Origin of the sequence: Shewanella youngdeokensis, from assembly GCF_033180165.1 — a bacterium.
In the GTDB taxonomy this organism is placed as follows: Bacteria; Pseudomonadota; Gammaproteobacteria; order Enterobacterales; family Shewanellaceae; genus Shewanella; species Shewanella youngdeokensis.
On the sequence record NZ_CP136522.1, the window covers coordinates 3,541,510 to 3,562,336 of the forward strand.

At 43.4% G+C, this 20,827-nt stretch carries 19 protein-coding genes; 5 read left to right on the top strand and 14 right to left on the bottom strand.

Annotated elements, in window-relative coordinates; genetic code table 11:
* Nucleotides 1-81: 81 nt before the first annotated feature.
* Nucleotides 82-1,488 (bottom strand): replicative DNA helicase, encoded by a 1,407-nt coding sequence (gene dnaB / locus RGE70_RS15255; protein ID WP_310472295.1) that lies wholly within the window; start codon nt 1,486-1,488, stop codon nt 82-84.
* Between the two features lie 122 nt (nt 1,489-1,610).
* Between dnaB and RGE70_RS15260 the strand changes: the two genes are divergently transcribed.
* Complete coding sequence (locus tag RGE70_RS15260) at nt 1,611-3,830, top strand: S46 family peptidase (protein WP_310472296.1); 2,220 nt, start codon at nt 1,611-1,613, stop codon at nt 3,828-3,830.
* A 430-nt stretch (nt 3,831-4,260) separates the two neighbouring features.
* On the opposite strand, the gene rplI is transcribed toward RGE70_RS15260, so the two are convergent.
* The 4 genes from rplI to rpsF are packed head-to-tail and all read right to left on the bottom strand — an operon-like array spanning nt 4,261 to nt 5,707.
* Nucleotides 4,261-4,713, bottom strand: a complete 453-nt coding sequence (gene rplI, locus RGE70_RS15265; RefSeq protein ID WP_310472297.1) for a 50S ribosomal protein L9 — start codon at nt 4,711-4,713, stop codon at nt 4,261-4,263.
* Between the two features lie 27 nt (nt 4,714-4,740).
* Nucleotides 4,741-4,968 (bottom strand): 30S ribosomal protein S18, encoded by a 228-nt coding sequence (rpsR, locus tag RGE70_RS15270; RefSeq protein WP_005497284.1) that lies wholly within the window; start codon nt 4,966-4,968, stop codon nt 4,741-4,743.
* A gap of 11 nt (nt 4,969-4,979) precedes the next feature.
* The gene (priB, locus tag RGE70_RS15275) at nt 4,980-5,285 is read right to left on the bottom strand and encodes a primosomal replication protein N (protein ID WP_310472298.1); all 306 of its coding nucleotides are present in this window, start codon (nt 5,283-5,285) and stop codon (nt 4,980-4,982) included.
* A gap of 8 nt (nt 5,286-5,293) precedes the next feature.
* Nucleotides 5,294-5,707: a 30S ribosomal protein S6 gene (gene rpsF / locus RGE70_RS15280; RefSeq protein ID WP_310472299.1), complete on the bottom strand. Its 414-nt coding sequence runs from the start codon at nt 5,705-5,707 to the stop codon at nt 5,294-5,296.
* Nucleotides 5,708-6,039: 332 nt separating this feature from the next.
* Here rpsF and RGE70_RS15285 point away from each other — a divergent pair, with 332 nt between their 5' ends.
* The gene (locus RGE70_RS15285) at nt 6,040-6,783 is read left to right on the top strand and encodes a DUF481 domain-containing protein (protein WP_310472300.1); all 744 of its coding nucleotides are present in this window, start codon (nt 6,040-6,042) and stop codon (nt 6,781-6,783) included.
* A 78-nt stretch (nt 6,784-6,861) separates the two neighbouring features.
* On the opposite strand, the gene rlmB is transcribed toward RGE70_RS15285, so the two are convergent.
* The 8 genes from rlmB to zapE all read right to left on the bottom strand — a co-directional run bounded on the left by rlmB (nt 6,862) and on the right by zapE (nt 15,708).
* Nucleotides 6,862-7,608, bottom strand: coding sequence for a 23S rRNA (guanosine(2251)-2'-O)-methyltransferase RlmB (gene rlmB / locus RGE70_RS15290; protein WP_310472301.1), 747 nt, complete (start codon nt 7,606-7,608; stop codon nt 6,862-6,864).
* Nucleotides 7,609-10,068 carry a ribonuclease R gene (gene rnr / locus RGE70_RS15295; RefSeq protein WP_310472302.1) on the bottom strand — a complete coding sequence of 820 codons (2,460 nt, stop codon included), beginning with the start codon at nt 10,066-10,068 and terminating at the stop codon, nt 7,609-7,611.
* 39 nt (nt 10,069-10,107) lie between these two features.
* Nucleotides 10,108-10,731, bottom strand: a complete 624-nt coding sequence (locus RGE70_RS15300; RefSeq protein WP_310472303.1) for a tetratricopeptide repeat protein — start codon at nt 10,729-10,731, stop codon at nt 10,108-10,110.
* Nucleotides 10,732-11,145: 414 nt separating this feature from the next.
* Entirely contained in the window at nt 11,146-12,441 is a 1,296-nt protein-coding gene (locus RGE70_RS15305; protein WP_310472304.1) for an adenylosuccinate synthase, read from the bottom strand.
* Nucleotides 12,442-12,507: 66 nt separating this feature from the next.
* The gene (locus RGE70_RS15310) at nt 12,508-12,696 is read right to left on the bottom strand and encodes a DUF2065 domain-containing protein (RefSeq protein ID WP_310472305.1); all 189 of its coding nucleotides are present in this window, start codon (nt 12,694-12,696) and stop codon (nt 12,508-12,510) included.
* A gap of 726 nt (nt 12,697-13,422) precedes the next feature.
* A complete protein-coding gene (gene rpsI / locus RGE70_RS15315; protein ID WP_310472306.1) occupies nt 13,423-13,815 on the bottom strand; it encodes a 30S ribosomal protein S9 in 393 nt (130 codons plus the stop codon).
* A 14-nt stretch (nt 13,816-13,829) separates the two neighbouring features.
* Nucleotides 13,830-14,261 carry a 50S ribosomal protein L13 gene (gene rplM / locus RGE70_RS15320; protein ID WP_310472307.1) on the bottom strand — a complete coding sequence of 144 codons (432 nt, stop codon included), beginning with the start codon at nt 14,259-14,261 and terminating at the stop codon, nt 13,830-13,832.
* A gap of 337 nt (nt 14,262-14,598) precedes the next feature.
* Nucleotides 14,599-15,708: a cell division protein ZapE gene (zapE, locus tag RGE70_RS15325; RefSeq protein WP_310472308.1), complete on the bottom strand. Its 1,110-nt coding sequence runs from the start codon at nt 15,706-15,708 to the stop codon at nt 14,599-14,601.
* A gap of 159 nt (nt 15,709-15,867) precedes the next feature.
* On the opposite strand from zapE, the gene RGE70_RS15330 reads away from it, so the two are divergent.
* The 3 genes from RGE70_RS15330 to degS all read left to right on the top strand — a co-directional run bounded on the left by RGE70_RS15330 (nt 15,868) and on the right by degS (nt 18,969).
* Nucleotides 15,868-16,218, top strand: a complete 351-nt coding sequence (locus tag RGE70_RS15330) for a ZapG family protein (protein ID WP_310472309.1) — start codon at nt 15,868-15,870, stop codon at nt 16,216-16,218.
* A 184-nt stretch (nt 16,219-16,402) separates the two neighbouring features.
* Nucleotides 16,403-17,758 (top strand): Do family serine endopeptidase, encoded by a 1,356-nt coding sequence (locus RGE70_RS15335; protein WP_310472310.1) that lies wholly within the window; start codon nt 16,403-16,405, stop codon nt 17,756-17,758.
* Nucleotides 17,759-17,886: 128 nt separating this feature from the next.
* A complete protein-coding gene (gene degS / locus RGE70_RS15340) occupies nt 17,887-18,969 on the top strand; it encodes an outer membrane-stress sensor serine endopeptidase DegS (protein WP_310472311.1) in 1,083 nt (360 codons plus the stop codon).
* A 227-nt stretch (nt 18,970-19,196) separates the two neighbouring features.
* On the opposite strand, the gene RGE70_RS15345 is transcribed toward degS, so the two are convergent.
* On the bottom strand, nt 19,197-20,642 hold the full coding sequence (locus tag RGE70_RS15345; protein ID WP_310472312.1) for a multiheme c-type cytochrome: 1,446 nt from the start codon (nt 20,640-20,642) through the stop codon (nt 19,197-19,199).
* Between the last annotated feature and the right edge of the window lie 185 nt (nt 20,643-20,827).

Consider the following 20,827-nt stretch of genomic DNA (forward strand, 5'->3'; position numbering starts at 1 on the left):
ATATCTAATCTAAAAAATAAGAGCCTCAAAGAGGCTCTATTATAATTGATTGTGTTACATAAAAACGTTTATGAACAGCAATTAATCTTCTTCAAACTGCGGCCCAGCATAATTATCAAAACGCGAGAATTGGCCTTGGAACGTTAAACGAACTCGGCCAATAGGGCCGTTACGTTGCTTACCAATAATAATTTCAGCGGTGCCTTTATCTTCCGAGTCATCGTTATACACTTCATCACGGTAAATAAACATGATCAAATCGGCATCCTGCTCGATTGCGCCAGATTCACGCAAGTCCGAGTTAATCGGGCGTTTATCTGCGCGTTGCTCCAATGAACGGTTGAGCTGTGATAGTGCAACAACTGGGATTTCAAGTTCCTTGGCCAACGCTTTTAAAGATCGGGAAATCTCAGAAATCTCTAAGGTACGGTTATCTTTAAGTGCCGGAACCTGCATCAACTGCAGGTAATCGATCATGATCATTGATAGCCCGCCATATTCGCGTGCCACACGTCGCGCTCGGCTTCGTACTTCAGTCGGAGTAAGGCCTGAACCATCATCGATATACATCTTGCCTTGCTCTAGCATAATGCCCATGGTCGACGATACACGAGCCCAGTCGTCGTCATCGAGCTGACCGGTACGGATTTTAGTTTGGTCAACTCGACCCAATGACGCTAACATACGCATCATAATTTGCTCAGAGGGCATCTCCAAGCTAAAAATTAGTACGGGTTTATCTTCATGTAGTGCCGCTTGCTCACATAAGTTCATCGCAAACGTGGTTTTACCCATTGAAGGACGCGCCGCCACAATAACTAAATCACCAGACTGGAACCCAGATGTCATATTATCGAGGTCGCCAAAACCACTCGACACACCTGTAACACCATTAGTTGGGTTGTTATACAGCTCTTCAATTTTATCGACGGTTTTTTCTAAAATAGTCTTAATGCCTTCAGGGCCTTCATTCGCGTTAGCGCGCTGTTCGGCAATTTTGAAAACTTTGGTCTCAGCTAAATCCAGTAGCTCACTTGAGTTACGCCCTTCGGGGTTAAAACCCGCATCGGCAATCTCATTAGCAACTTTAATCATGTCACGGACAACCGCACGTTCGCGCACAATGTCTGCGTAAGATAAAATATTACCCGCACTCGGTGTGTTTTTCGCTATCTCACCAATGTAGGCAAAGCCGCCAACATCTTCTAATTGATCTTCCTGCTCTAACTGCTCAGAGACAGTAATCAAATCGATTGGGTTACCAGCGGCCACCAATGATTCCATTGCGGTAAAAATCATTGAATGTGCGCGAGAATAAAAATCCTCTTTAACCACAGATTCGGCCACTCTGTCCCATGCTTCTGAATCAAGCATCAAGCCACCTAAAACAGACTGCTCTGCTTCAATGGAGTGCGGTGGCATCTTCAGCGCATCCATCTGAAGATCTCTGGGCTTTTCTTTTGCCTTAAAGGGGCGTTGCTGTGACATTAAATCTCCAAAATTCCAACGATTAGGCTAAATGTGGTATAAAACAGGCTCAAGCAGAGCAGGCAAGTTTAAAAATACGACCTGCAAATAAAATCATACAATAACAAATTTAAGGAAAAAACATGCGCAATGCATTGATTGCCGCTATCGCTTTTTCTACAGGGATGATGTCATCCACTGTGGTTAAGGCCGACGAAGGACAGTGGCAGCCATATCAAATGCCGTCGATTGCTGACAAGCTCAACGAACGTGGTATCGATATTCCAGCTGACCAACTAGCAGACTTAACCCGCTATCCAATGAATGCAGTTGTCGGTTTGGGCTATTGTACCGCCAGTTTTGTCTCGCCCCAAGGCTTAGTTGTCACAAACCATCATTGTGCTTACCGTGCTATTCAATATAACAGCAAAAAAGAACACAATTATCTAGCTGATGGTTTTTTAGCAACCACGAAAGACAAAGAGCCTTCAGCGGGCCCAAATGAACGTCTTTACATTACTGAAGCCGTTACTGATGTTTCAGCGCAAGTAAAACAAAATATCGGTGATGACCCACTAGAGCGCTTTGAAAATATCCAAGCTAACCGTAAAGCACTGATTAAAGATTGTGAAACCGATGATAACTATCGCTGCTCAGTCAGGAGTTTTCATAATGGCTTAGAATATTACCTCATAAAGCAGCTCATCATTCGTGACGTGCGCTTAGTGTATGCTCCACCAGAAAGTGCAGGAGCCTTTGGTGGTGACATTGATAATTATGAATATCCTCGTCATTCAGCTGATTTCACCTTTTTACGCGCCTATGTTGGTAAAGATGGTAAGCCTGCCGTCTTTAATAAAGACAACGTACCATACAAGCCGAAAAGCCACCTAAAAATTAATGCCGATGGTGTTAAAGCCGGTGATGGCGTATTTGCAGCCGGTTACCCAGGCTCAACCAGTCGCTACCGCTTAACCAGTGAACTTAAATTTGCCAGCGATTGGCTATACCCTACACTAGCAACCCGCTATCAACTTCGTATCGACACCATCGAAGACATGAGCGCCAGCAGTAACGACGTTAAGATTAAATACGCCGGAACACTCGCTAGCATGGCCAACCGCATGAAAAAATACAATGGTCTGCTCGACGGGTTTAAAGCAACGGACATTGCAGGTATAAAGCAGGCGCGCGAGAATGATTTCAAGCAATGGTTAGCCACAGATAAAACTTACCAGTCTTTCCAAACACAATTTGACGCACTAGAAAGCTCATTAGTTGAGCAGCGCAAACAACGTCAAACACATTACTACTTCGAGAATGCTCAAAGCAGTGCCCTACTTGAGACTGCTAACAAGTTGTACCGTTTAGCAAAAGAAAAAACAAAGCCAGACGCCCAGCGTGAAGAAGGCTATCAAGAACGCGACATGAAGATGTTTAAAGCGCGATTAATGCGCCTTGACTCTACTTTTGCTATTAGCGTTGATAAAACCTTGTGGTTACAAGATTTAAGAGCCTACTTTGACCAAGACATTCGTGTTGCTGAACTCGACGCGGCACTCAATATTGGCGCTGCAGACACGGCATTACCTGATACGCTCGACACATGGTATGCCGCAAGTTCGCTTACCGATCTTGATAAGCGATTAGCTTGGGCAAACGCCAGCGTTGCGGAATTTGAAGCCAGTGATGATCCGTTCATTCGTCTTGCAGTTGCGCTTTATGCAACCAATATGAAGGCCGAAAAAGAAGCTAAAACCCTCGCAGGTAAGCTGTCGATGGCACGCCCAGATTACATGAAAGCGATTATTGCTTATAACAAATCAAATGGCTGGCCAGTCTACCCTGATGCTAACGGTACCTTGCGTATCACCTATGGCATGGTTGATGGCTACCAGTCGAAAGACGCTCTTTACAAACAGCCCTTTACCCGCTTAGAAGGGATCCCAGCTAAGCATACTGGTATCGAACCGTTTAATGCGCCAACAAAGTTATTAAAAGCGATTGAAGAGCAGCGATACGGCAACCATAAAGTCACCACTGTTTACCAAGATCCAGCATCATGGTTATGCCGACTGTTTTCTTGCTTAGATAAGCCAGAGCAATTTAATTCGGTGCCAGTTAACTTCTTATCCAGTGTCGATACTACGGGCGGTAACTCGGGCTCACCAGTATTTAATGGTAAAGGGGAACTAGTAGGCCTTAACTTTGACTCAACTTACGAAGCCATTACTAAAGATTGGTTCTTTAACCCGACTATCACGCGCGCTGTACACGTTGATATTCGTTACATCTTGTGGATGATGGATGAGGTCGATCACGCAGATAATCTTATCGAAGAGTTGGATCTAGTTAGAGGTTAATTTCGCTATCATTTATGTTTAATCTAGCGATTTAAGATTTATAATCCAACAAACAGCACCGCCATTGACCATGGCGGTGCTTTTTTATACTTGCCACTATCACAATGGCGGCTCGAAAATAACAGTTTTGTCATCTCGCCTTAATCATTTTCATACCGTTAAGGTAAGTTCAAACCTTAACTGAAATACAAACAAGACTAATAGTAAGGTGCCTGGGCGTTATTGCTACCATCATAATAGCAAGCCGTACAGCGGCCCCACTTTAAAGCCATTACTTTCAATTACCGCCGAACAAAAAAATACGTAATTCAGGGGGGGAACGCAGCTACGTAGGCCAAATTATAGGCATAAAAAAACACCGCCCTAATTAAATTAGTGCGGTGTTTTTAAATTAAAGCTTTGCTAATACCCTGAGGTATTAAAGCAAATATTAGTCTTCTGCAACAACAGAAAGCTTAACAATAGCTTTAACTTCAGTGTGAAGTTGAACTTCAACTTCGAAATCACCAGTGTTGCGCAATGCACCTAATGGTAGACGCACTTCGCTTTTAGCAAGTGCAACACCAGCAGCAGTAACTGCATCAGCTACGTCGCGGTTACCGATAGATCCAAATAGCTTACCTTCGTCACCAGCTTTAGAAGCGATAACAACAGACTCAAGAGCAGTAATTTGCTCTGCACGAGCTGTAGCTTTCGCTAATTCAGCAGCTAACTTAGATTCTAATTCAGCACGACGTGCTTCAAAAACTTCAGTGTTAGCAGCGTTAGCAACAACAGCTTTACCTTGAGGTAAAAGGTAGTTACGAGCGTAACCAGCTTTTACAGAAACTTGGTCACCCAAGTTGCCTAGGTTAGCGATTTTATCAAGTAAAATAACGTTCATTTTATATTCCTCTAAATTTATGCAGTATTACTGATGTAAGTCAGTGTACGGCAGTAGAGAAAGATAACGAGCACGCTTGATAGCGCGAGCTAGTTGACGTTGATATTTTGCATTTGTACCAGTGATACGGCTAGGAACAATTTTACCACTTTCAGTGATATAGTTCTTCAAAGTAACGATATCTTTGTAATCGATCTCTGTAACGCCTTCTGCAGTAAAACGGCAGAACTTGCGACGACGGAAATAACGTGCCATGTGACAGTCTCCTAATTTTTCAATTCAACTTTGTCAGCATGTACAACCAAGCGATTCTGACCATTCCTACTCTGTTGTAGGTTAATAAAGCCTTCTACTTGAATGTCCATGCCGGCTTTCAGATTTTCTGCAACGCTGTTAAAGCGTTCACCACTTAATACAACTTGAATTTGACAATAAACGTTACGCAACATTTCTGCTTCATAACGTTGAGATTTGTGTTCCAACATCAATACCACATGGGCAATGCCTGCTGGGCTATCAAATCGTCTAGAACGCGTAATGGTTCCGGCTAATACCAAATTGTTTGTGGTCACAAAAAAACTTACTCAGCAGTGTTTTCAGCGCTTTCTTTAACTTCTTCAGTAGCTTCTGCACGAGGTGCACGCTCTTCAGATGAACGACGTGTATCGCGTTCGTCTTTAGCTTTAGCCATTGGAGATGCTTCAGTGATGGCAGCTTTAGTACGCATAACCATGCTACGCAAAACAGCGTCGTTGAAACGGAAAGCTGTTTCAAGTTCTTCAACAGTTTCTGCAGTAGCTTCTACGTTCATAAGAACATAGTGAGCTTTATGCAATTCGATGATTGGGTAAGCCAATTGACGACGGCCCCAATCTTCTAAACGATGTACTTGACCACCAGCTTGGGTAAGAATACCCGTGTAACGCTCGATCATACCTGGCACTTGCTCACTCTGATCAGGGTGAACTAAAAATACGATTTCATAATGACGCATTTTTTGCTCCTTACGGTTATCTAGCCTCGTTGTTGGCTCAGTCAAACCTAATAGAGGCAAGGAACTAATTAAAGTGACTGATTTAAGCCGCGGAATCTTACATAAACTAGAGACAAAATTCAAGCAATAACTGCCACTATTTAATATTGAACAGGAACGAATAACTAAAGGACTTAGAAGGCTTCACTCTTGTAACCAAAAGACTGCGCTAACAGTAAAGGCATTGATTTACTCTATACGTTTAATCTAGTTTGCGCTGATGGTGATTCTAGGTATGATGTAACTGTATACAATTTAACTTCAACCTAAAAAGTACGCCAAGAATAACAATAATGCCTAGATTTTTCACAGCAGCCTTTGTGCTCCTCTGCTCTCCAGCAGCCTTAGCTCTCGTTCCGCCCGACTATCAAGAACCGCCAAGCGCCTTAACATCTGAGGTTGAAGCAGGCTTCCAACTCAATACCGGTAACACTAAGTCGACCAGTTTTAATGGTAGAACCAAAGTGGTTTACGATACCGATGACATGCGACAAGAGAGCTTGTTTAAAGCCTATTTTGCGGCCGATGACGAAGAAACAACCTCAGAAAAATATGAGATACAACTTCAGTCAAGTTATAAGTTTTATAATGGCTATGCATTTGGTCGAGGGGACTTTACTTGGGATAAATTTGGTAGTTACACCCGAATATCAACAATATCGGGCGGTTATGGTTTTGATGCTATCGCCAACTCTAGTACGACATTAAGCCTCGAAATTGGTCCTGGTTACCGCTATAACTTACCTATTGCCACAGATAGCCTTATTTCCCCAGAGTCCAATAGCGAGGTCATTTTGCGTACGGCGGCAAAATTTGAACAAAAACTCCAAGAGTACACTAGCCTTAATGCCGATTTAACCTCTGAGATTGGTGAAGAAAACAATACACTAACCTTGGATATCAACTACAAAAACACACTCTTTCAAGACTGGGCATTTAAAGTTGGTTTCAACGTGAAATATACAGAAGTGGTGCCTGAAGGCTCACAACAGACCGATACCATTACCACTTTTAATTTGCTCTACACCTTCCAATAATAAATACAAAAATACCGATGGGTCATTCGACCCATCGGCATGTATAACGCCAATACGCGCAGAGCGTATTTATGCCGCTTAGTTAACTAAACGTTGTCGCACCGCTTCAAACAAGCAAATACCCGTAGCAACAGAAACATTTAAACTTGAAACACTCCCTGCCATTGGAATTGATACTAACGTATCGCAGCTTTCACGTGTTAAACGACGAAGACCTTTGCCTTCAGCGCCCATAGCTATAGCAAGCGGACCGGTCAAGCTTGCTTGGTAAAGCTCACAATCAGCCTCGCCAGCAGCACCAATAATCCAAATACCTTTCTCTTGTAGGCTACGCATGGTGCGTGCAAGGTTGGTAACTTGATATAAAGGAACGATTTCAGCTGCGCCACAAGCCACTTTACTGACGACTGGAGTCAGTCCAACAGAGTTATCTTTTGGAACGATAATACCTTGTACACCTGCAGCATCGGCATTACGTAAACAAGCACCCAAATTATGTGGATCAGTTACGCCATCCAATATTAATAAAAATGGCGTTGCTTCTGCACTGTCCAACATCGCATGAAGATCGTTGTCGTTAAGGACCTTTGCAGGCTTAACTTTAGCCACTATGCCTTGGTGCTGTCCGCCAGCAGACTTATCATCTAACGCTTTGCGTGAAGCATATTGAATCGATACGCCCCATTGCGCCGCGATCTCAAAAATAGCGGTTAGTCGGTCATCGTCACGACCTTGTAGTACCCACATTTCAATAACACGCTCTGGGCTATGTTTTAATACAGCTTCAACGGCGTGCAAACCAAATGTCATATCTTGCTTTTTCATCTATTTCTTACTCGTTTTACGCTTCGCTGGCTTGGCTTTTTTAGCCGAAGACTTTTTTGCAGAAGCTTTTGTCTTAGTCGTGGTGGCTTTAGCACCACTGCTTGATTTATTTTTAGCACCAAAGCGCGAACCAGCTTTAGGCTTGGCTTTGCTCTTACTGCTTGAACGCTTATCTTTAACTGCGCTTTTTTCTTTACCTGCAGCCTTAGCGCTTTCACGGTTCACTCGGTCTCTAGCAGTAGTGGGCTTGCTCGGCTTACGACGTTTGCCTCCTGCTGAATCACCTTCCATCATGAGATCGATTTGACGGTCATCAAGGTTGACCGCAGCAACTTTTACTTTAACGGTATCGCCAATTTGATAGACCTGCCCAGAAGCTTCACCGACCAAACGCTGGCGCATGTTATCATATTGGTAGTAGTCGCTCCCCAAACTTGATATATGCACTAGGCCATCAATAAACAGGTCATTTAAGCGTACAAACATACCAAAATGAGTTACCGATGCGACCACTGCATCAAATGTGTCACCCACATGGTCTTGCATGAACTCACATTTTAGCCAATCACTCACGTCTCGAGTTGCTTCATCTGCGCGTCGTTCAGTGGTTGAACACTCAATACCAAGCTGATCAAGTTCTTCAATCTTGTAGCAGTAGCCGCCATCAGCAGTCCACTGCTCTGAGCGTTCACCTTCTTTTTGCTCCAACAAATAACGGATCACGCGATGCAGAATCAAATCAGGGTAACGACGAATAGGCGAAGTGAAGTGCGAATACTCTTCTAATGCCAAGCCAAAGTGACCTTCATTATCTGGGGTATACGTTGCTTGCTTCATTGAGCGAAGCAGCATAATTTGTATCAACTCGGCATCGGGTCTGTCGGCAACTTGCTCCATCACAGCTTGGTAATCTTTTGGTGTGGGCTCTAAACCCCCTTCCATTGTCAAGCCACGCTCTTTAAGGAAATCCTTAAAGTTGGTTAGCTTTTGCTCTGAAGGTGACTCATGCACTCGATATAACACTTCACCTTTGTGTTTTCTAACAAACTTAGCCGAAGCTACGTTTGCTAAGATCATGCACTCTTCAATGATTTTATGTGCTTGGTTACGATTACGCGGCACAATTTTTTCAATTTTACGCTGCTCATTAAAGACAAACTGTGTTTCTGTTGTTTCAAAAGCAATAGCACCACGATCTCCACGAACGCTATCTAACGTTAGATATAAAGACTGCAGTGTCTGTAAGTGAGGGAATATTGGTGCAAGCTTATCGCTCACCTCTCCTCCCTCAAGCATATCAGCTACCTGGGTGTAGGTTAGCCGTGCGTGAGAGTGCATAACAGCTGGGTAAAACTTATAGCCAGACAACTTACCCGCAGCAGAGATAGTCATCTCTGCAACCATACATAGACGATCAACCTCAGGCATTAACGAACATAAGCCATTTGATATCTTCTCAGGCAGCATAGGAATAACTTGTGACGGGAAATACACTGAGTTACCTCGTGAACGTGCTTCCCTATCTAATGCTGACTCAGTACGGACATAATGACTTACGTCTGCAATAGCGACCCATAAACGCCAGCCACCAGACTTTTTCTTTTCGGCATAAACGGCGTCATCAAAATCACGCGCATCTTCACCATCAATAGTAACAAGCGGTAAATGACGTAAATCAATTCGACCGGCTTTGTCTGCTTCAGTGACTTCGTCAGGAATTTTGCGCAGCTTTTTCTCAATCAACCCAGACCATTCATGTGGTAAATCATAATTGCGTAGTGCAATTTCAATTTCCATCCCCGGCGCCATTTGCTGACCAAGAACTTCGGTTACTTTTGCAGCCGCTTTTATATAGCGACCTGGTCGACGTGTTAGCTCTAAAACAACGATATCACCTTGGCGAGCCCCAGCGCGATCTTCTTCAGCGATGAGAATTTCTTGAGTGATACGGCGATCATCAGCAATGACAAAGCCCATTCCAGCATCGAGGTGAAAACGACCAACTAGCGCGGCGCTGCGCTGCTCTACTAAACGTACTATTCTTGCTTCACGGCGCCCTTTACGGTCAACACCAGCTTTTTGTGCAAGTACCTTATCACCGTGGAAATACATCATCATGTCACGGTTATTAATATAAAGGTCGTCACCGCCCTCTTCTAACTTCAAAAAACCAAAACCATCGCGATGACCAATGACAGTCCCGGTCAGTAAATCCATTCTTTCAGGTAAGCCATAGGCTTTACCACGGGTAAATACTAGTTGACCATCACGCTCCATAGCGCGTAACCGGCGGCGGATCGCTTCAAGCTGCTCTTCACCTTCAAGCTTAAGTGCTTTGGCGATATGTTCACGAGTGACCGGGGACGTTTGAGAGCGCAAGTATTCTAAAATATACTCGCGACTTGGGATGGGATTTTCGTAGTTTTCTTGCTCACGCTTAATATGCGGATCTTGTATCATTCATCTTCCAAATTATTGGCACCGCTGCGACAGCGATGTTTATTGTTGCGTTCTTAGGTGCTCTTTTTTTGCCCTAGCAACTGAGCTGGGCGGCATTTTTGCCTCTAGCACCCTTAACAAATTAGCAGCTTCGGTTTGTACCGTTTCATCGCTAAAAACTTCGTTATATAGCCAATGAAAACCAGTTTCATAATCGCGGGGGCTACCATAGCCTTCACCAAACAACCGAACCAACATTATTCGCGCAGGTAGATCACCTGTCGCGGCAGCGGGCAACACATAGTGCACCGCACGTTCTTTATCTTTCATGACAAATTTACCGTCATGATAATACTCAGCCATTCTTACCATGGCTTCAGCACTACCTTGCTGTGCTGAGGTTTTTAACATCGAGATCCCGCGTGGTGGATTAGCCTTTACGCAGATCCCATAATTGAGCATTTCTGCCCAAAGATATTGATATAACGGCTGCTTGAGTACTTCAGCCCTTGCTTCAATATCTTCTACAATTTGACAATCGTCATCGGTAACTTGCTTTAAATAGCGTTTAGTTCGGATTAAATCGACTAGTTGTTCTTGAGTATAGACGTCAACCGCGCTGGGAGTAGCCACACTCAATAAAGGAGTTATCGATAATACAATAATTAACACATAACGAAGCATAATGATTCTCAGTGACAGTAGGTAAATTCAAGTACAAAATAATGCATCAACATATTTATATTTTGACTTTGCTCTGTCTTCGTCATCGGCAGTATAACGTATTTCTTGAGGACGACCTTCACATTAACTATTTAAGCTAACCGTGAACATGACATTATTCTTGATAATGTTTGTCTACTCTCTCAACTTTCGCGTTAAATACACTAATTGCAAGGCTCAAACAATTACACATTATACCCTAAAAATACGCCACTTATTGGCTATAACATGAGTCAGAGGGTTTTGCGTTGCCGCCAAGAGGTGGCTATGGCAGGGTGCTTCTTCAACGACTGACCCAAAACAATATAACGGGTGCAATAAACTCGACAATTAACCTCGCCCAATAAAAAGGCCGCTTATCGCGGCCTCTTCTTATTAACTAAACGGATTCACTAGAATCATGGTCTCGTTTCTATCCGGACCTGTTGAGATAATATCAATTGGTGTTTCTAATAATTCTTCCAATCGCTTAATGTAGTTAATTGCTGCCGGAGGCAGTTGATCTACAGAAGTCGCACCGAAAGTGTTTTCACTCCAACCAGGCAGCGTTTCCAAAACAGGAGTAACCTGTTCATAACCTTCTGCTGCTAGAGGTGTAGTTGTGGCAACTGTTCCATCTGGATATTGGTAACCCACACAGATTTTAACTTCTTCAAGACCATCTAAAACATCTAGCTTAGTCAAACAGAAACCACTAACACTGTTAATTTGAACTGCGCGCTTCATCGCGACAATATCTAACCAACCTGGACGACGTTTCCGACCGGTAGTTGCACCAAATTCATGACCTTTTGTTCCTAAGTAGTCACCAATTTCGTTTTCTAACTCAGTTGGGAAAGGCCCTGCACCAACACGGGTCGTGTAAGCTTTCATGATACCTAAAACATAATCAAGGTGACGTGGCCCAAATCCTGAACCCGTTGCAACACCACCAGCAGTAGTATTAGACGAGGTTACAAACGGATAAGTACCATGGTCAATATCAAGTAATGTACCTTGAGCGCCTTCAAATAGAATTGGTTCGCCTGCTTTGCGAGCCTGATCAAGCAATTCAGAAACGTCTGTGCACATACTTTTCAAGTAATCAGCTATACCAAGAGCATATTTTAATGTTTCTTCGTAATCAACGGCTTCGCACTTATAGTACTCAGTCAGCATGAAGTTGTGGTAAGCCATCACTTCTTTCAGTTTTTCGGCAAACAATTCTGCATTAAACAGATCGCCTACACGTAAACCGCGACGGGAAACTTTATCTTCATACGCTGGCCCAATTCCACGACCCGTTGTACCAATAGCTTTATTGCCACGCGCTTTTTCGCGAGCCATATCTAATGCACAATGGAATGGAAGGATCAGAGGACATGCTTCAGAAATTAATAAACGTTCCTCTACAGGTACGCCACGCTCTTTGAGCATGTTAATTTCTTTCATCAGTGCGTCAGGTGCAAGCACCACGCCATTACCGATAATGCATTTAACATTATCGCGTAAAATCCCTGATGGAATAAGATGAAGAACGGTCTTGTCGCCATCGATAACTAGTGTATGACCAGCATTGTGGCCACCTTGATAGCGAACGACATATTTAGCCTGTTCGGTAAGAAGATCGACTATCTTACCCTTGCCTTCGTCACCCCATTGGGTGCCGAGAACTACAACGTTTTTGCCCATTATTTGCTGCACGGTAGTGGTTAAAACGGGATTTTAGCAGATCTATAGGGGCGGTAGGCAAGCTATTTATGAAAAAATAATCAATATAATTACACCAACAATGATTAAAGAACCACCCACCCTTTGCAAAAGTCTTTGATTTTGATTGGAAATCTCCTTCAAAAATGCGCGCCAACGATTAGGGAATAAAAATGGACCAATTCCTTCAATAACGAGCATCAAACCGATCGCAAGCATGATTAACTGCAAAGACATAACTGAGCGTTTTCCCTGTAGAACAATGTGTAGATTTGAAAGTGATTTTCCACTTTAGTAACCTACTTTAACTGATAATGAAGAGCCAGATTTTACTGGATAAGTTAACTTTATCCCGTGATGTACATCAGGAAATCATTTTATAGACTCAATAGGCATTATTCACAACAATTAAACATCTCACCAACAAGCGAGAACTAAATGAATCTAGTGCTCTCTACTGGCTAAGCTGCACTGTGTCATTAAAACGACAAGAATAGAGGTAAGCTAAGCGGCTTAAACCTTATATCAATGCCAAAGCAAACAATGGCTCTAAATGACAACATCTGCCAATATGAAGAGCGTTACTCAATTTGCAACCTTCAGAGTATTCACGGAAAGTATTAGCTGGCACAGTTTACAGAACCTCATAATAAAACAGCCTTACTTTAGTCATTGATAAATCCTTCTCCTTAAGCAGCAAACTCTAGCTAAGATCATGGCTCGTCTACGCAACTAGGAATAGCGACTATTACCATTCAACACCTTGTTAAGCTACCTTCTTGATGGGCTGACGACGACATGGCAACTATGCTTGTTATAACTTAAAAGGGAGCATTCAGGAGAGCTATGGGGCTTGGGGCTACGAAGCAAACAGCTTGCCTATCTATCCACGCAAAAAACATGAATTTTGGGCAATAAAAAACCCAGCATATAGCTGGGTTTTTTGAACTCTGAAAGCGAAAATTAACGCTTTGAGAATTGTGGCTTACGACGTGCTTTACGTAGACCAACTTTCTTACGTTCAACTTTACGAGCATCACGGGTAACGAAACCAGCAGCACGTAGAGAAGGACGTAGAGACTCGTCAAGTTCCATCAACGCACGAGTAATACCGTGGCGAATTGCACCAGCTTGGCCAGTGTTACCACCACCCTTTACTGTTACATTGATGTCTAACTTATCAATCATTTCAACTAGCTCTAGTGGCTGACGAACAACCATGCGAGAAGTTTCACGACCGAAGTATTCGTCTAGAGGTAGTTTGTTAACAGTAATGTTACCAGTACCTACTTTAGCGAATACGCGAGCTGTAGATGTTTTGCGACGGCCAGTGCCGTAGTATTGAGTTGCAGCCATTGCTATAATCCCGTTTAGATATCAAGAACTTGAGGTTGTTGTGCAGCGTGGTTATGCTCTGTACCAGCGTAAACTTTAAGCTTACGGAACATGGCACGGCCCAAAGGACCTTTAGGTAGCATACCCTTAACTGCTTTCTCAATAATCATTTCAGGCTTATGATCTTGCAGCTTCTCAAAAGTAATCTGCTTAATGCCACCGACGAAACCAGAGTGTGAGTAGTAAACTTTGCCTTTAGCTTTGTTTCCAGTCACTGTAACTTTTTCAGCGTTAATAACGATGATGTAGTCACCGGTATCTACATGAGGCGTATACTCTGGCTTATGCTTACCGCGTAGACGAGTAGCAATTTCAGTAGCGATACGACCCAAAGTTTTACCTTCGGCGTCAACGACGAACCAGTCACGAGTGACTGTTTCTGGTGTAGCAGTAAAAGTAGTCTTCATTTTACAAAAACCCAATGTTAAAATTCTGTCTCACATGCTAATGCCATTATTGGCAAAAACACAAAAAATGCCTTTCCCCGCCCCTTCGAGCAAAGAATTAGGCTTTACAACTTCCACCTAGAGTGGTGGATAACGAGGGCAGGTGGCGGATTATAGACAAATCTGAGTTAAAAATCATCTAATTTTTAGATAAATTACCATCTCTTTTAAAACGTGCCAGCTAACCATCCGCCATACGGCTCTCTCGTAACCTCATTAATAGGTTCAACCACTATTAATGAGGCGCGGTATAGTATCTAAAATACCTTATGAAATAAACGCTAAAGCCATACCTAATTTAAGGCAAGTGCTCTAGCGCTAAATAATCGTGAGACTGCATCTCTATCAACCTTGAGCAACAACGTTTAAATTCAAAGTTGAGCAGGCCGTCAGTATAGAGTTCCTCTAAAGATACTGCCGATGAAATAATTAACTTTACATTACGCTCGTAGAACTCATCCACCATAGCTAGAAAACGACGAGCAATATCATCACCGGTCAAATGTTCGCCCATCTGCTCAACATTACTGAGTAGTACTGTATGGTAGAGTCTAGCCACCTCCATGTAATCTCGTTGACTACGAGGGCCATCACAAAGCGATCTAAAATCAATTAGCAACACTCCTTGCGCCTGTTGCCTAATTTCAATACTGCGGCCATCAATCGCTAAACTCTCACTGGAAACATCCGACTCAGGTGCCAGTTTATTAAAATACTCTGTTAGATTTTGCTCAGCTTTTTCGTCTAGTGGTGAATGGTAGATCTCTGCTTGCTCTAATGTCCTGAGACGATAATCAACACCAGAGTCAACATTCAAAATTTCACAGTGCTTATTAATGGCTGCAATCGCCGGTAAAAACCGAGCCCGCTGTAGGCCATTACGGTATAATTCATCAGGAATAATATTAGAGGTAGCAACTAAGGCAACACCTTCAGCAAATAGACACTCAAATAAAGTCCCTAGTAGCATCGCATCTGTAATGTCAGACACAAAAAACTCATCAAAGCAGATCACTTGATATTGTGCGGCCATCTGTTTAGCAATACCAATTAACGGATCTTGTTGCCCTTGCTGCAAGGCCAAGTCTTTATGTAATTGATGCATAAACCGATGAAAATGCGCTCGCAATTTTTTGTCACCTGGCAAGGCGTCAAAAAAAGTGTCCATCAAATAGGTTTTCCCTCGGCCAACTCCACCCCATAAGTACAAGCCATGCACTCGGGTTGCAGACTTTTTCCTAAATAACGAAAACAGTTTATTTCCGCGGGTCTCTTGCCCATTCAACGCAATGAGCTCGTCATAAACACGTTGCAGCTGCTTTACGGCCAGCTCCTGTGCTAAATCATGCGAAAAGTCATCCCGCGATAAGTCTTGCTGGTAATGCTGCCAAGGAGTTAATTGCGCCACGTAATTCATTCTCTTTTGGTAGGGGTACACACAAATCAGCCAATTAAGCTGCTTGATGATTAATTTTTAAAAACTATTTCACTAAATAGTATCACGGTAGAATGCTGCGATGTATATTTGACCTTGTCTCTCTTATTAACAGTTTTATTGGGAATTATTATGGAATGGGCATTAACTTTTGCTGCCTTTATAATAGGCAGCGTATTTGGATATGTAGGGCACAGTGTAGTAACCAGAAACAACAAAGATAAAAGTCAAAATAAGCAGTTAGAGCAAACACAACTTGAACTTAGCCAGTATAAACAAGAGGTCTCAGATCATGTTGACGACCATTATAAGCAGCTAACCGAGCTCACTCATCTTCTCAACAAGGTCAACGTACAATGGAGCGCATCAGCGACGTCAATCACTGCAACGAACTCAAACAATAGTCAATCGACTCTCGAAGCAATAGATCCCCCCAACACAATTGAAGATAGCACCTATACTGAAAAGGCTGCATCAATCTGAATCCATAAGGATAATACGCTGAAAAATTAACCTTTGTTAATAATGGCTGAACTTATTGATACTCGCTTGAGTCCGACTCAATAACACATGACAATACAAAGACTATATGATTTGTTTGCTAACTAAGATTGCCGGTTAGTATCAGCCATATATTCAATATTGACGACATTGGAGCAACGTATAAATGAAGACTAAATTATCCTTACTTTCAGCAGCCCTTTTAGGCGCAACACTCACGCTAGCCCCTGTGGTATCTAATGCTGCAATTCCTCTTGCCGTAGGTGGCGACCCGGTTCCGAGTTTAGCGCCAATGTTACAAAAAACAACACCTGCCGTTGTGGCCGTTGCCGTACAAGGTACTCACGTTTCAAAACAAAAAGTACCCGATGCATTCCGTTATTTTTTTGGTCAAAACGCCCCGCGCGAGCAAGTGCAAGAACGTCCGTTTAAAGGGCTGGGTTCAGGCGTCATCATCGATGCTAAAGAAGGTTACATTGTCACCAATAACCATGTTATTGCAGGTGCTGATGAAATTTTAATTGGCCTATCTGATGGCCGAGAATTGGAAGCTAAACTGATCGGTACCGATGCTGAATCTGATATCGCCTTATTACAAATTGACGCCAAAAATCTAACAGCCCTTAAGCGTGCCGATTCTGACGACCTACAAGTCGGTGATTTTGCCGTAGCAATTGGTAACCCATTTGGGCTGGGACAAACCGTTACATCTGGTATTGTCAGCGCTATGGGCCGTAGCGGCCTTGGTATTGAAATGCTAGAGAACTTTATTCAAACCGACGCTGCTATTAACAGTGGTAACTCTGGTGGTGCGTTAGTTAACCTTAATGGTGAACTAATCGGTATCAACACTGCGATTGTAGCGCCCGGCGGTGGCAACGTTGGGATTGGGTTTGCTATCCCGGCCAACATGGTCAATAACCTCGTTAATCAAATCATTGAGCACGGTGAAGTCCGCCGCGGCGTATTAGGTGTGTTAGGACAAGATCTTACCAGCGAACTTGCCAAAGGCTTTGGAATTGACACTCAGCATGGTGGCTTTATTAACGAGGTCATGCCCGATAGCGCAGCCGATAAAGCAGGTATCAAGGTCGGCGATATTATTGTTAGCGTTAATGGTCGTAAAATTAAGAGCTTCCAGGAGCTGCGCGCTAAAGTCGCAACCATGGGGTCGGGGACTGAAGTCGAATTTGGCTTGATCCGTGACGGTGACAAAGAGACCGTTACCGCCATTCTCGGTGAATCCACCCAAACAACCCAAGCCGAAGCAGGCGTAGTACATCCAATGCTACAAGGCGCTAAACTTGAAAACTCCAGTCGCTCGGGCGTCACGATTGTCGAAGTGGCACAAGGCTCTCCTGCTGCTGCTAGCGGACTAATCAAAGGTGATGTCATTGTTGGTATTAACCGTACTCAAGTTAAAAACCTTAAATCGCTTAAGTCGGTACTTGAGGATCAAAAGGGGTCAGTTGCGTTAAAAATTAAACGAGATAACACCAATCTTTACTTGATCCTGCGTTAAACAAACCTGAAAACAGCAATAGCCGAGCATAATGCTCGGCTATTTTTATTTTCAGAGTCTGTGCTTTGATATGCGCAACAACACAAACATGTTAATCTTAATCACCTTTTTAGTATCTATCTCCATACATGATGATAAAAGACACTCTTATTTATGTCGGTAAAGCTATCGCATTTGGCCTTATCATGGCTGCCGTTATCATAGTGGTGATGCCTTTTATTACAGGGCAAAGCCTCACTAATGGTTTAATGAGCCGCGCGGCCATGAGTAGCAACGAATTATCGTTCGCAACCGCAGTGCGTCGAGCCGCGCCTGCCGTAGTCAATATTTATAGCCTCAGCATTGACCAACGCAAACCATTAAAACCAAGCTCATTACAGGGCTTAGGGTCGGGGGTGATCATGAGTAAAGATGGTTATATTCTGACAAATTACCATGTCATTAAGCAGGCTGACGAAATTGTTGTTGCCCTGCAAGATGGTCGGAAATTCACATCTGAAGTGGTTGGTAGCGATCCCGAAACCGATTTAGCAGTATTAAAAATTGAAGGTGACAACCTGCCAATGGTTCCGCTAGGGCTCGATGTGCCAGCCAGAGTTGGCGACGTAGTTCTGGCAATTGGTAACCCTTACAATTTAGGCCAAACCATTACCCAAGGTATCATCAGTGCAACTGGACGAAATGGACTCAGTTCTGGCTACCTCGATTTTCTACAAACAGATGCCGCAATTAATGCAGGTAATTCCGGAGGGGCGCTGATTGACTCAACAGGGCAGCTCGTTGGCATAAACACAGCGGCTTTTCAAATTGGTGGCGAAAGTGGTACCAACGGCATTAGTTTTGCTATTCCTATCAAGTTAGCTCACAGCATTATGGGTAAACTGGTCAGAGATGGCCGCGTGATCCGTGGGGCATTAGGTATTGGCGGCGAAGCCGTTAGCCCTGTGATGACTCAAATTTTAAATATTCCCGATCTAACCGGAGTATTTATTACCAGTATTGATCCGACGGGCCCAGCAGCAAGAGCCCAGCTGCAAATTCGCGATGTTATGACTCATTACGAAGGTGAAGCCATACCCGGCGTAGAAATGTTGATGGACAGGATTGCAGAAACAACCCCAGGCAAAGAAGTTAAAATAACCGTCATTCGTGAAGGTAAGTCCTATGATGTGCCCGTTGTGATAGATGAAAAGCCCGTTATCTATAACTAAATGTGCCTAGCCAACTTAAAAAGCCTGCTTTATGCAGGCTTTTTGTTGGCGATTAAACGAGTTAAGACCCACTAAAGTTAAGCTAACACCTACAACTTAAACTAAGACATCTCACGTTCAAATCTGTAATGTTATCTTTAATAAGATCGGTTATCTTATCGATAACGCCCTATAATTTATAGCCCTTGACCATAGTCAAAGGAACCTTCCAAATACTAACAAATCGATTAGTGTGACTGGTGTATTTTGCCACCTGGTAGCCTACTGACATAGCTTGCGACATCCGCATGACACTCGCCACAAGAGTACTTAGCTGTGGACCATGGCATTTGGAACTTACCATTTCGACTGAACTGCTTTGCCGCTGGGGCTAAATCGATAGTAAACAGATGAGACTTCACATCTCCATAGACTGTTTTGCCATCTTTACCTAAGTGCTTAACAGCACTTTTGGCCAGTTTAGGCATGTGGCAATCGGTACACTCTGCAACAAATTCATGCGTTTTAACGGTGAATTGCTTTTTGTCCTCACCAGTATGGCAAGCACTGCACGCTTTGACAGCACCAGTATGCAAACCATCTCGACTGCCTTGGTTAACCGTCGACTTATGCGGGTCATGACAAGCAGTACAGCTCATATCACGCTTAACCCCAATCTCATCACCTGCTTTATAGTCACCGTGATTTTCAGGTACCACACCCAGCATTTCATCACCAGTTTGATGATGCTTTGACAAGCCGCCACTTGCAGCAATACGGCCACCGGCTTTACTGCCGTTTGGAAATGCTTTGTTATAATGGCTAACATAGGATGGGTAATCTTTTTCGCCATCGCGGGTATGACATTCTGCACATGTGACCGCTTTTCCGTAACCCAGATCAGCAGCTAAAAAGTCAGCCGTCATTCGAGCGGAAGCAACTTTAGTGATGTTCTCTGTTGAGGGAGCTTTTATATGAGCACTCGCTGCGCCATGGCAAGACTCACACTGGATCCCCTGTAGTGCAAAGGTGCCGCCCATACCAGGCAGATTGTCTTGACGGGCTAAGTTACGCTTATCGCCATATTCGGTGGTAGTTCGCTTCCAACCTGTTGTATGGCAATTACCACACTTATATTGGAAGTTCTTCTTACTGCCCTTGTAGTTCCCCATTACATGTTCATCATCAACATGATTTGCTGGGACATTTAATGTGCCGTCACTATTACGGATGTTGTACTGCACATTTTTGCCAGTAACAATGTACCCTTCAGCATCTAACCAACGCATCTTCCAGTGGTAGCCGCCCACAACATAACTGACCTCGTCATAACTTTTGGGCGCACCCAGCTTATTATTGGTAGTACCGTCACCAGTAGGCCCTGCAAAATCCAGCAATTTAATCGCCCCTGTAATCGTTGACTCTGGCGTATAGGGGAAAGTCGGTTGCTGGCCTTTACTCACTTTTTGAATTTTAAAATTGTGACCCGTTTTAATGAACGTTTTATGCTGTTCATTATGACATTCGGCGCATGCTGCTGAGCCCACATAACTTAAAACCTCAGCATTAGCTTTAGTTTTAATTGGGAGGTTATGGCTAGCCGATATGAGGTGGTCATTGTTACTACCACACGCGACCAACATGGTTATCATGCTAGCGAGCAGTAACTTTTTACTTGGAATTGGTCCGTTCATACATTCATCCTAAACATTGTCTTATTCTATTCGCCGTAATCAATGTATTGGCGATAGATTGGCCTCTATGGACTGACAACAAGTATTCAGGTAGTACTACTAAAGGTATAGATAACCGGAGTTCACCAAAATATACATTTTGTGAACTTAAGTTATCAGGCTTAAGTTAAACCATTGTTTACAAA

Excerpts from the sequence above, each read along its gene's own strand:
- dnaB (WP_310472295.1), bottom strand. The coding sequence starts at position 1,488 with ATGTCACAGCAACGCCCCTTTAAGGCAAAAGAAAAGCCCAGAGATCTT.
- RGE70_RS15260 (WP_310472296.1), top strand. The coding sequence starts at position 1,611 with ATGCGCAATGCATTGATTGCCGCTATCGCTTTTTCTACAGGGATGATG.
- rplI (WP_310472297.1), bottom strand. The coding sequence starts at position 4,713 with ATGAACGTTATTTTACTTGATAAAATCGCTAACCTAGGCAACTTGGGT.
- rpsR (WP_005497284.1), bottom strand. The coding sequence starts at position 4,968 with ATGGCACGTTATTTCCGTCGTCGCAAGTTCTGCCGTTTTACTGCAGAA.
- rpsF (WP_310472299.1), bottom strand. The coding sequence starts at position 5,707 with ATGCGTCATTATGAAATCGTATTTTTAGTTCACCCTGATCAGAGTGAG.
- RGE70_RS15285 (WP_310472300.1), top strand. The coding sequence starts at position 6,040 with ATGCCTAGATTTTTCACAGCAGCCTTTGTGCTCCTCTGCTCTCCAGCA.
- rlmB (WP_310472301.1), bottom strand. The coding sequence starts at position 7,608 with ATGAAAAAGCAAGATATGACATTTGGTTTGCACGCCGTTGAAGCTGTA.
- rnr (WP_310472302.1), bottom strand. The coding sequence starts at position 10,068 with ATGATACAAGATCCGCATATTAAGCGTGAGCAAGAAAACTACGAAAAT.
- RGE70_RS15300 (WP_310472303.1), bottom strand. The coding sequence starts at position 10,731 with ATGCTTCGTTATGTGTTAATTATTGTATTATCGATAACTCCTTTATTG.
- RGE70_RS15305 (WP_310472304.1), bottom strand. The coding sequence starts at position 12,441 with ATGGGCAAAAACGTTGTAGTTCTCGGCACCCAATGGGGTGACGAAGGC.
- RGE70_RS15310 (WP_310472305.1), bottom strand. The coding sequence starts at position 12,696 with ATGTCTTTGCAGTTAATCATGCTTGCGATCGGTTTGATGCTCGTTATT.
- rpsI (WP_310472306.1), bottom strand. The coding sequence starts at position 13,815 with ATGGCTGCAACTCAATACTACGGCACTGGCCGTCGCAAAACATCTACA.
- rplM (WP_310472307.1), bottom strand. The coding sequence starts at position 14,261 with ATGAAGACTACTTTTACTGCTACACCAGAAACAGTCACTCGTGACTGG.
- RGE70_RS15330 (WP_310472309.1), top strand. The coding sequence starts at position 15,868 with ATGGAATGGGCATTAACTTTTGCTGCCTTTATAATAGGCAGCGTATTT.
- RGE70_RS15335 (WP_310472310.1), top strand. The coding sequence starts at position 16,403 with ATGAAGACTAAATTATCCTTACTTTCAGCAGCCCTTTTAGGCGCAACA.
- degS (WP_310472311.1), top strand. The coding sequence starts at position 17,887 with ATGATGATAAAAGACACTCTTATTTATGTCGGTAAAGCTATCGCATTT.
- RGE70_RS15345 (WP_310472312.1), bottom strand. The coding sequence starts at position 20,642 with ATGAACGGACCAATTCCAAGTAAAAAGTTACTGCTCGCTAGCATGATA.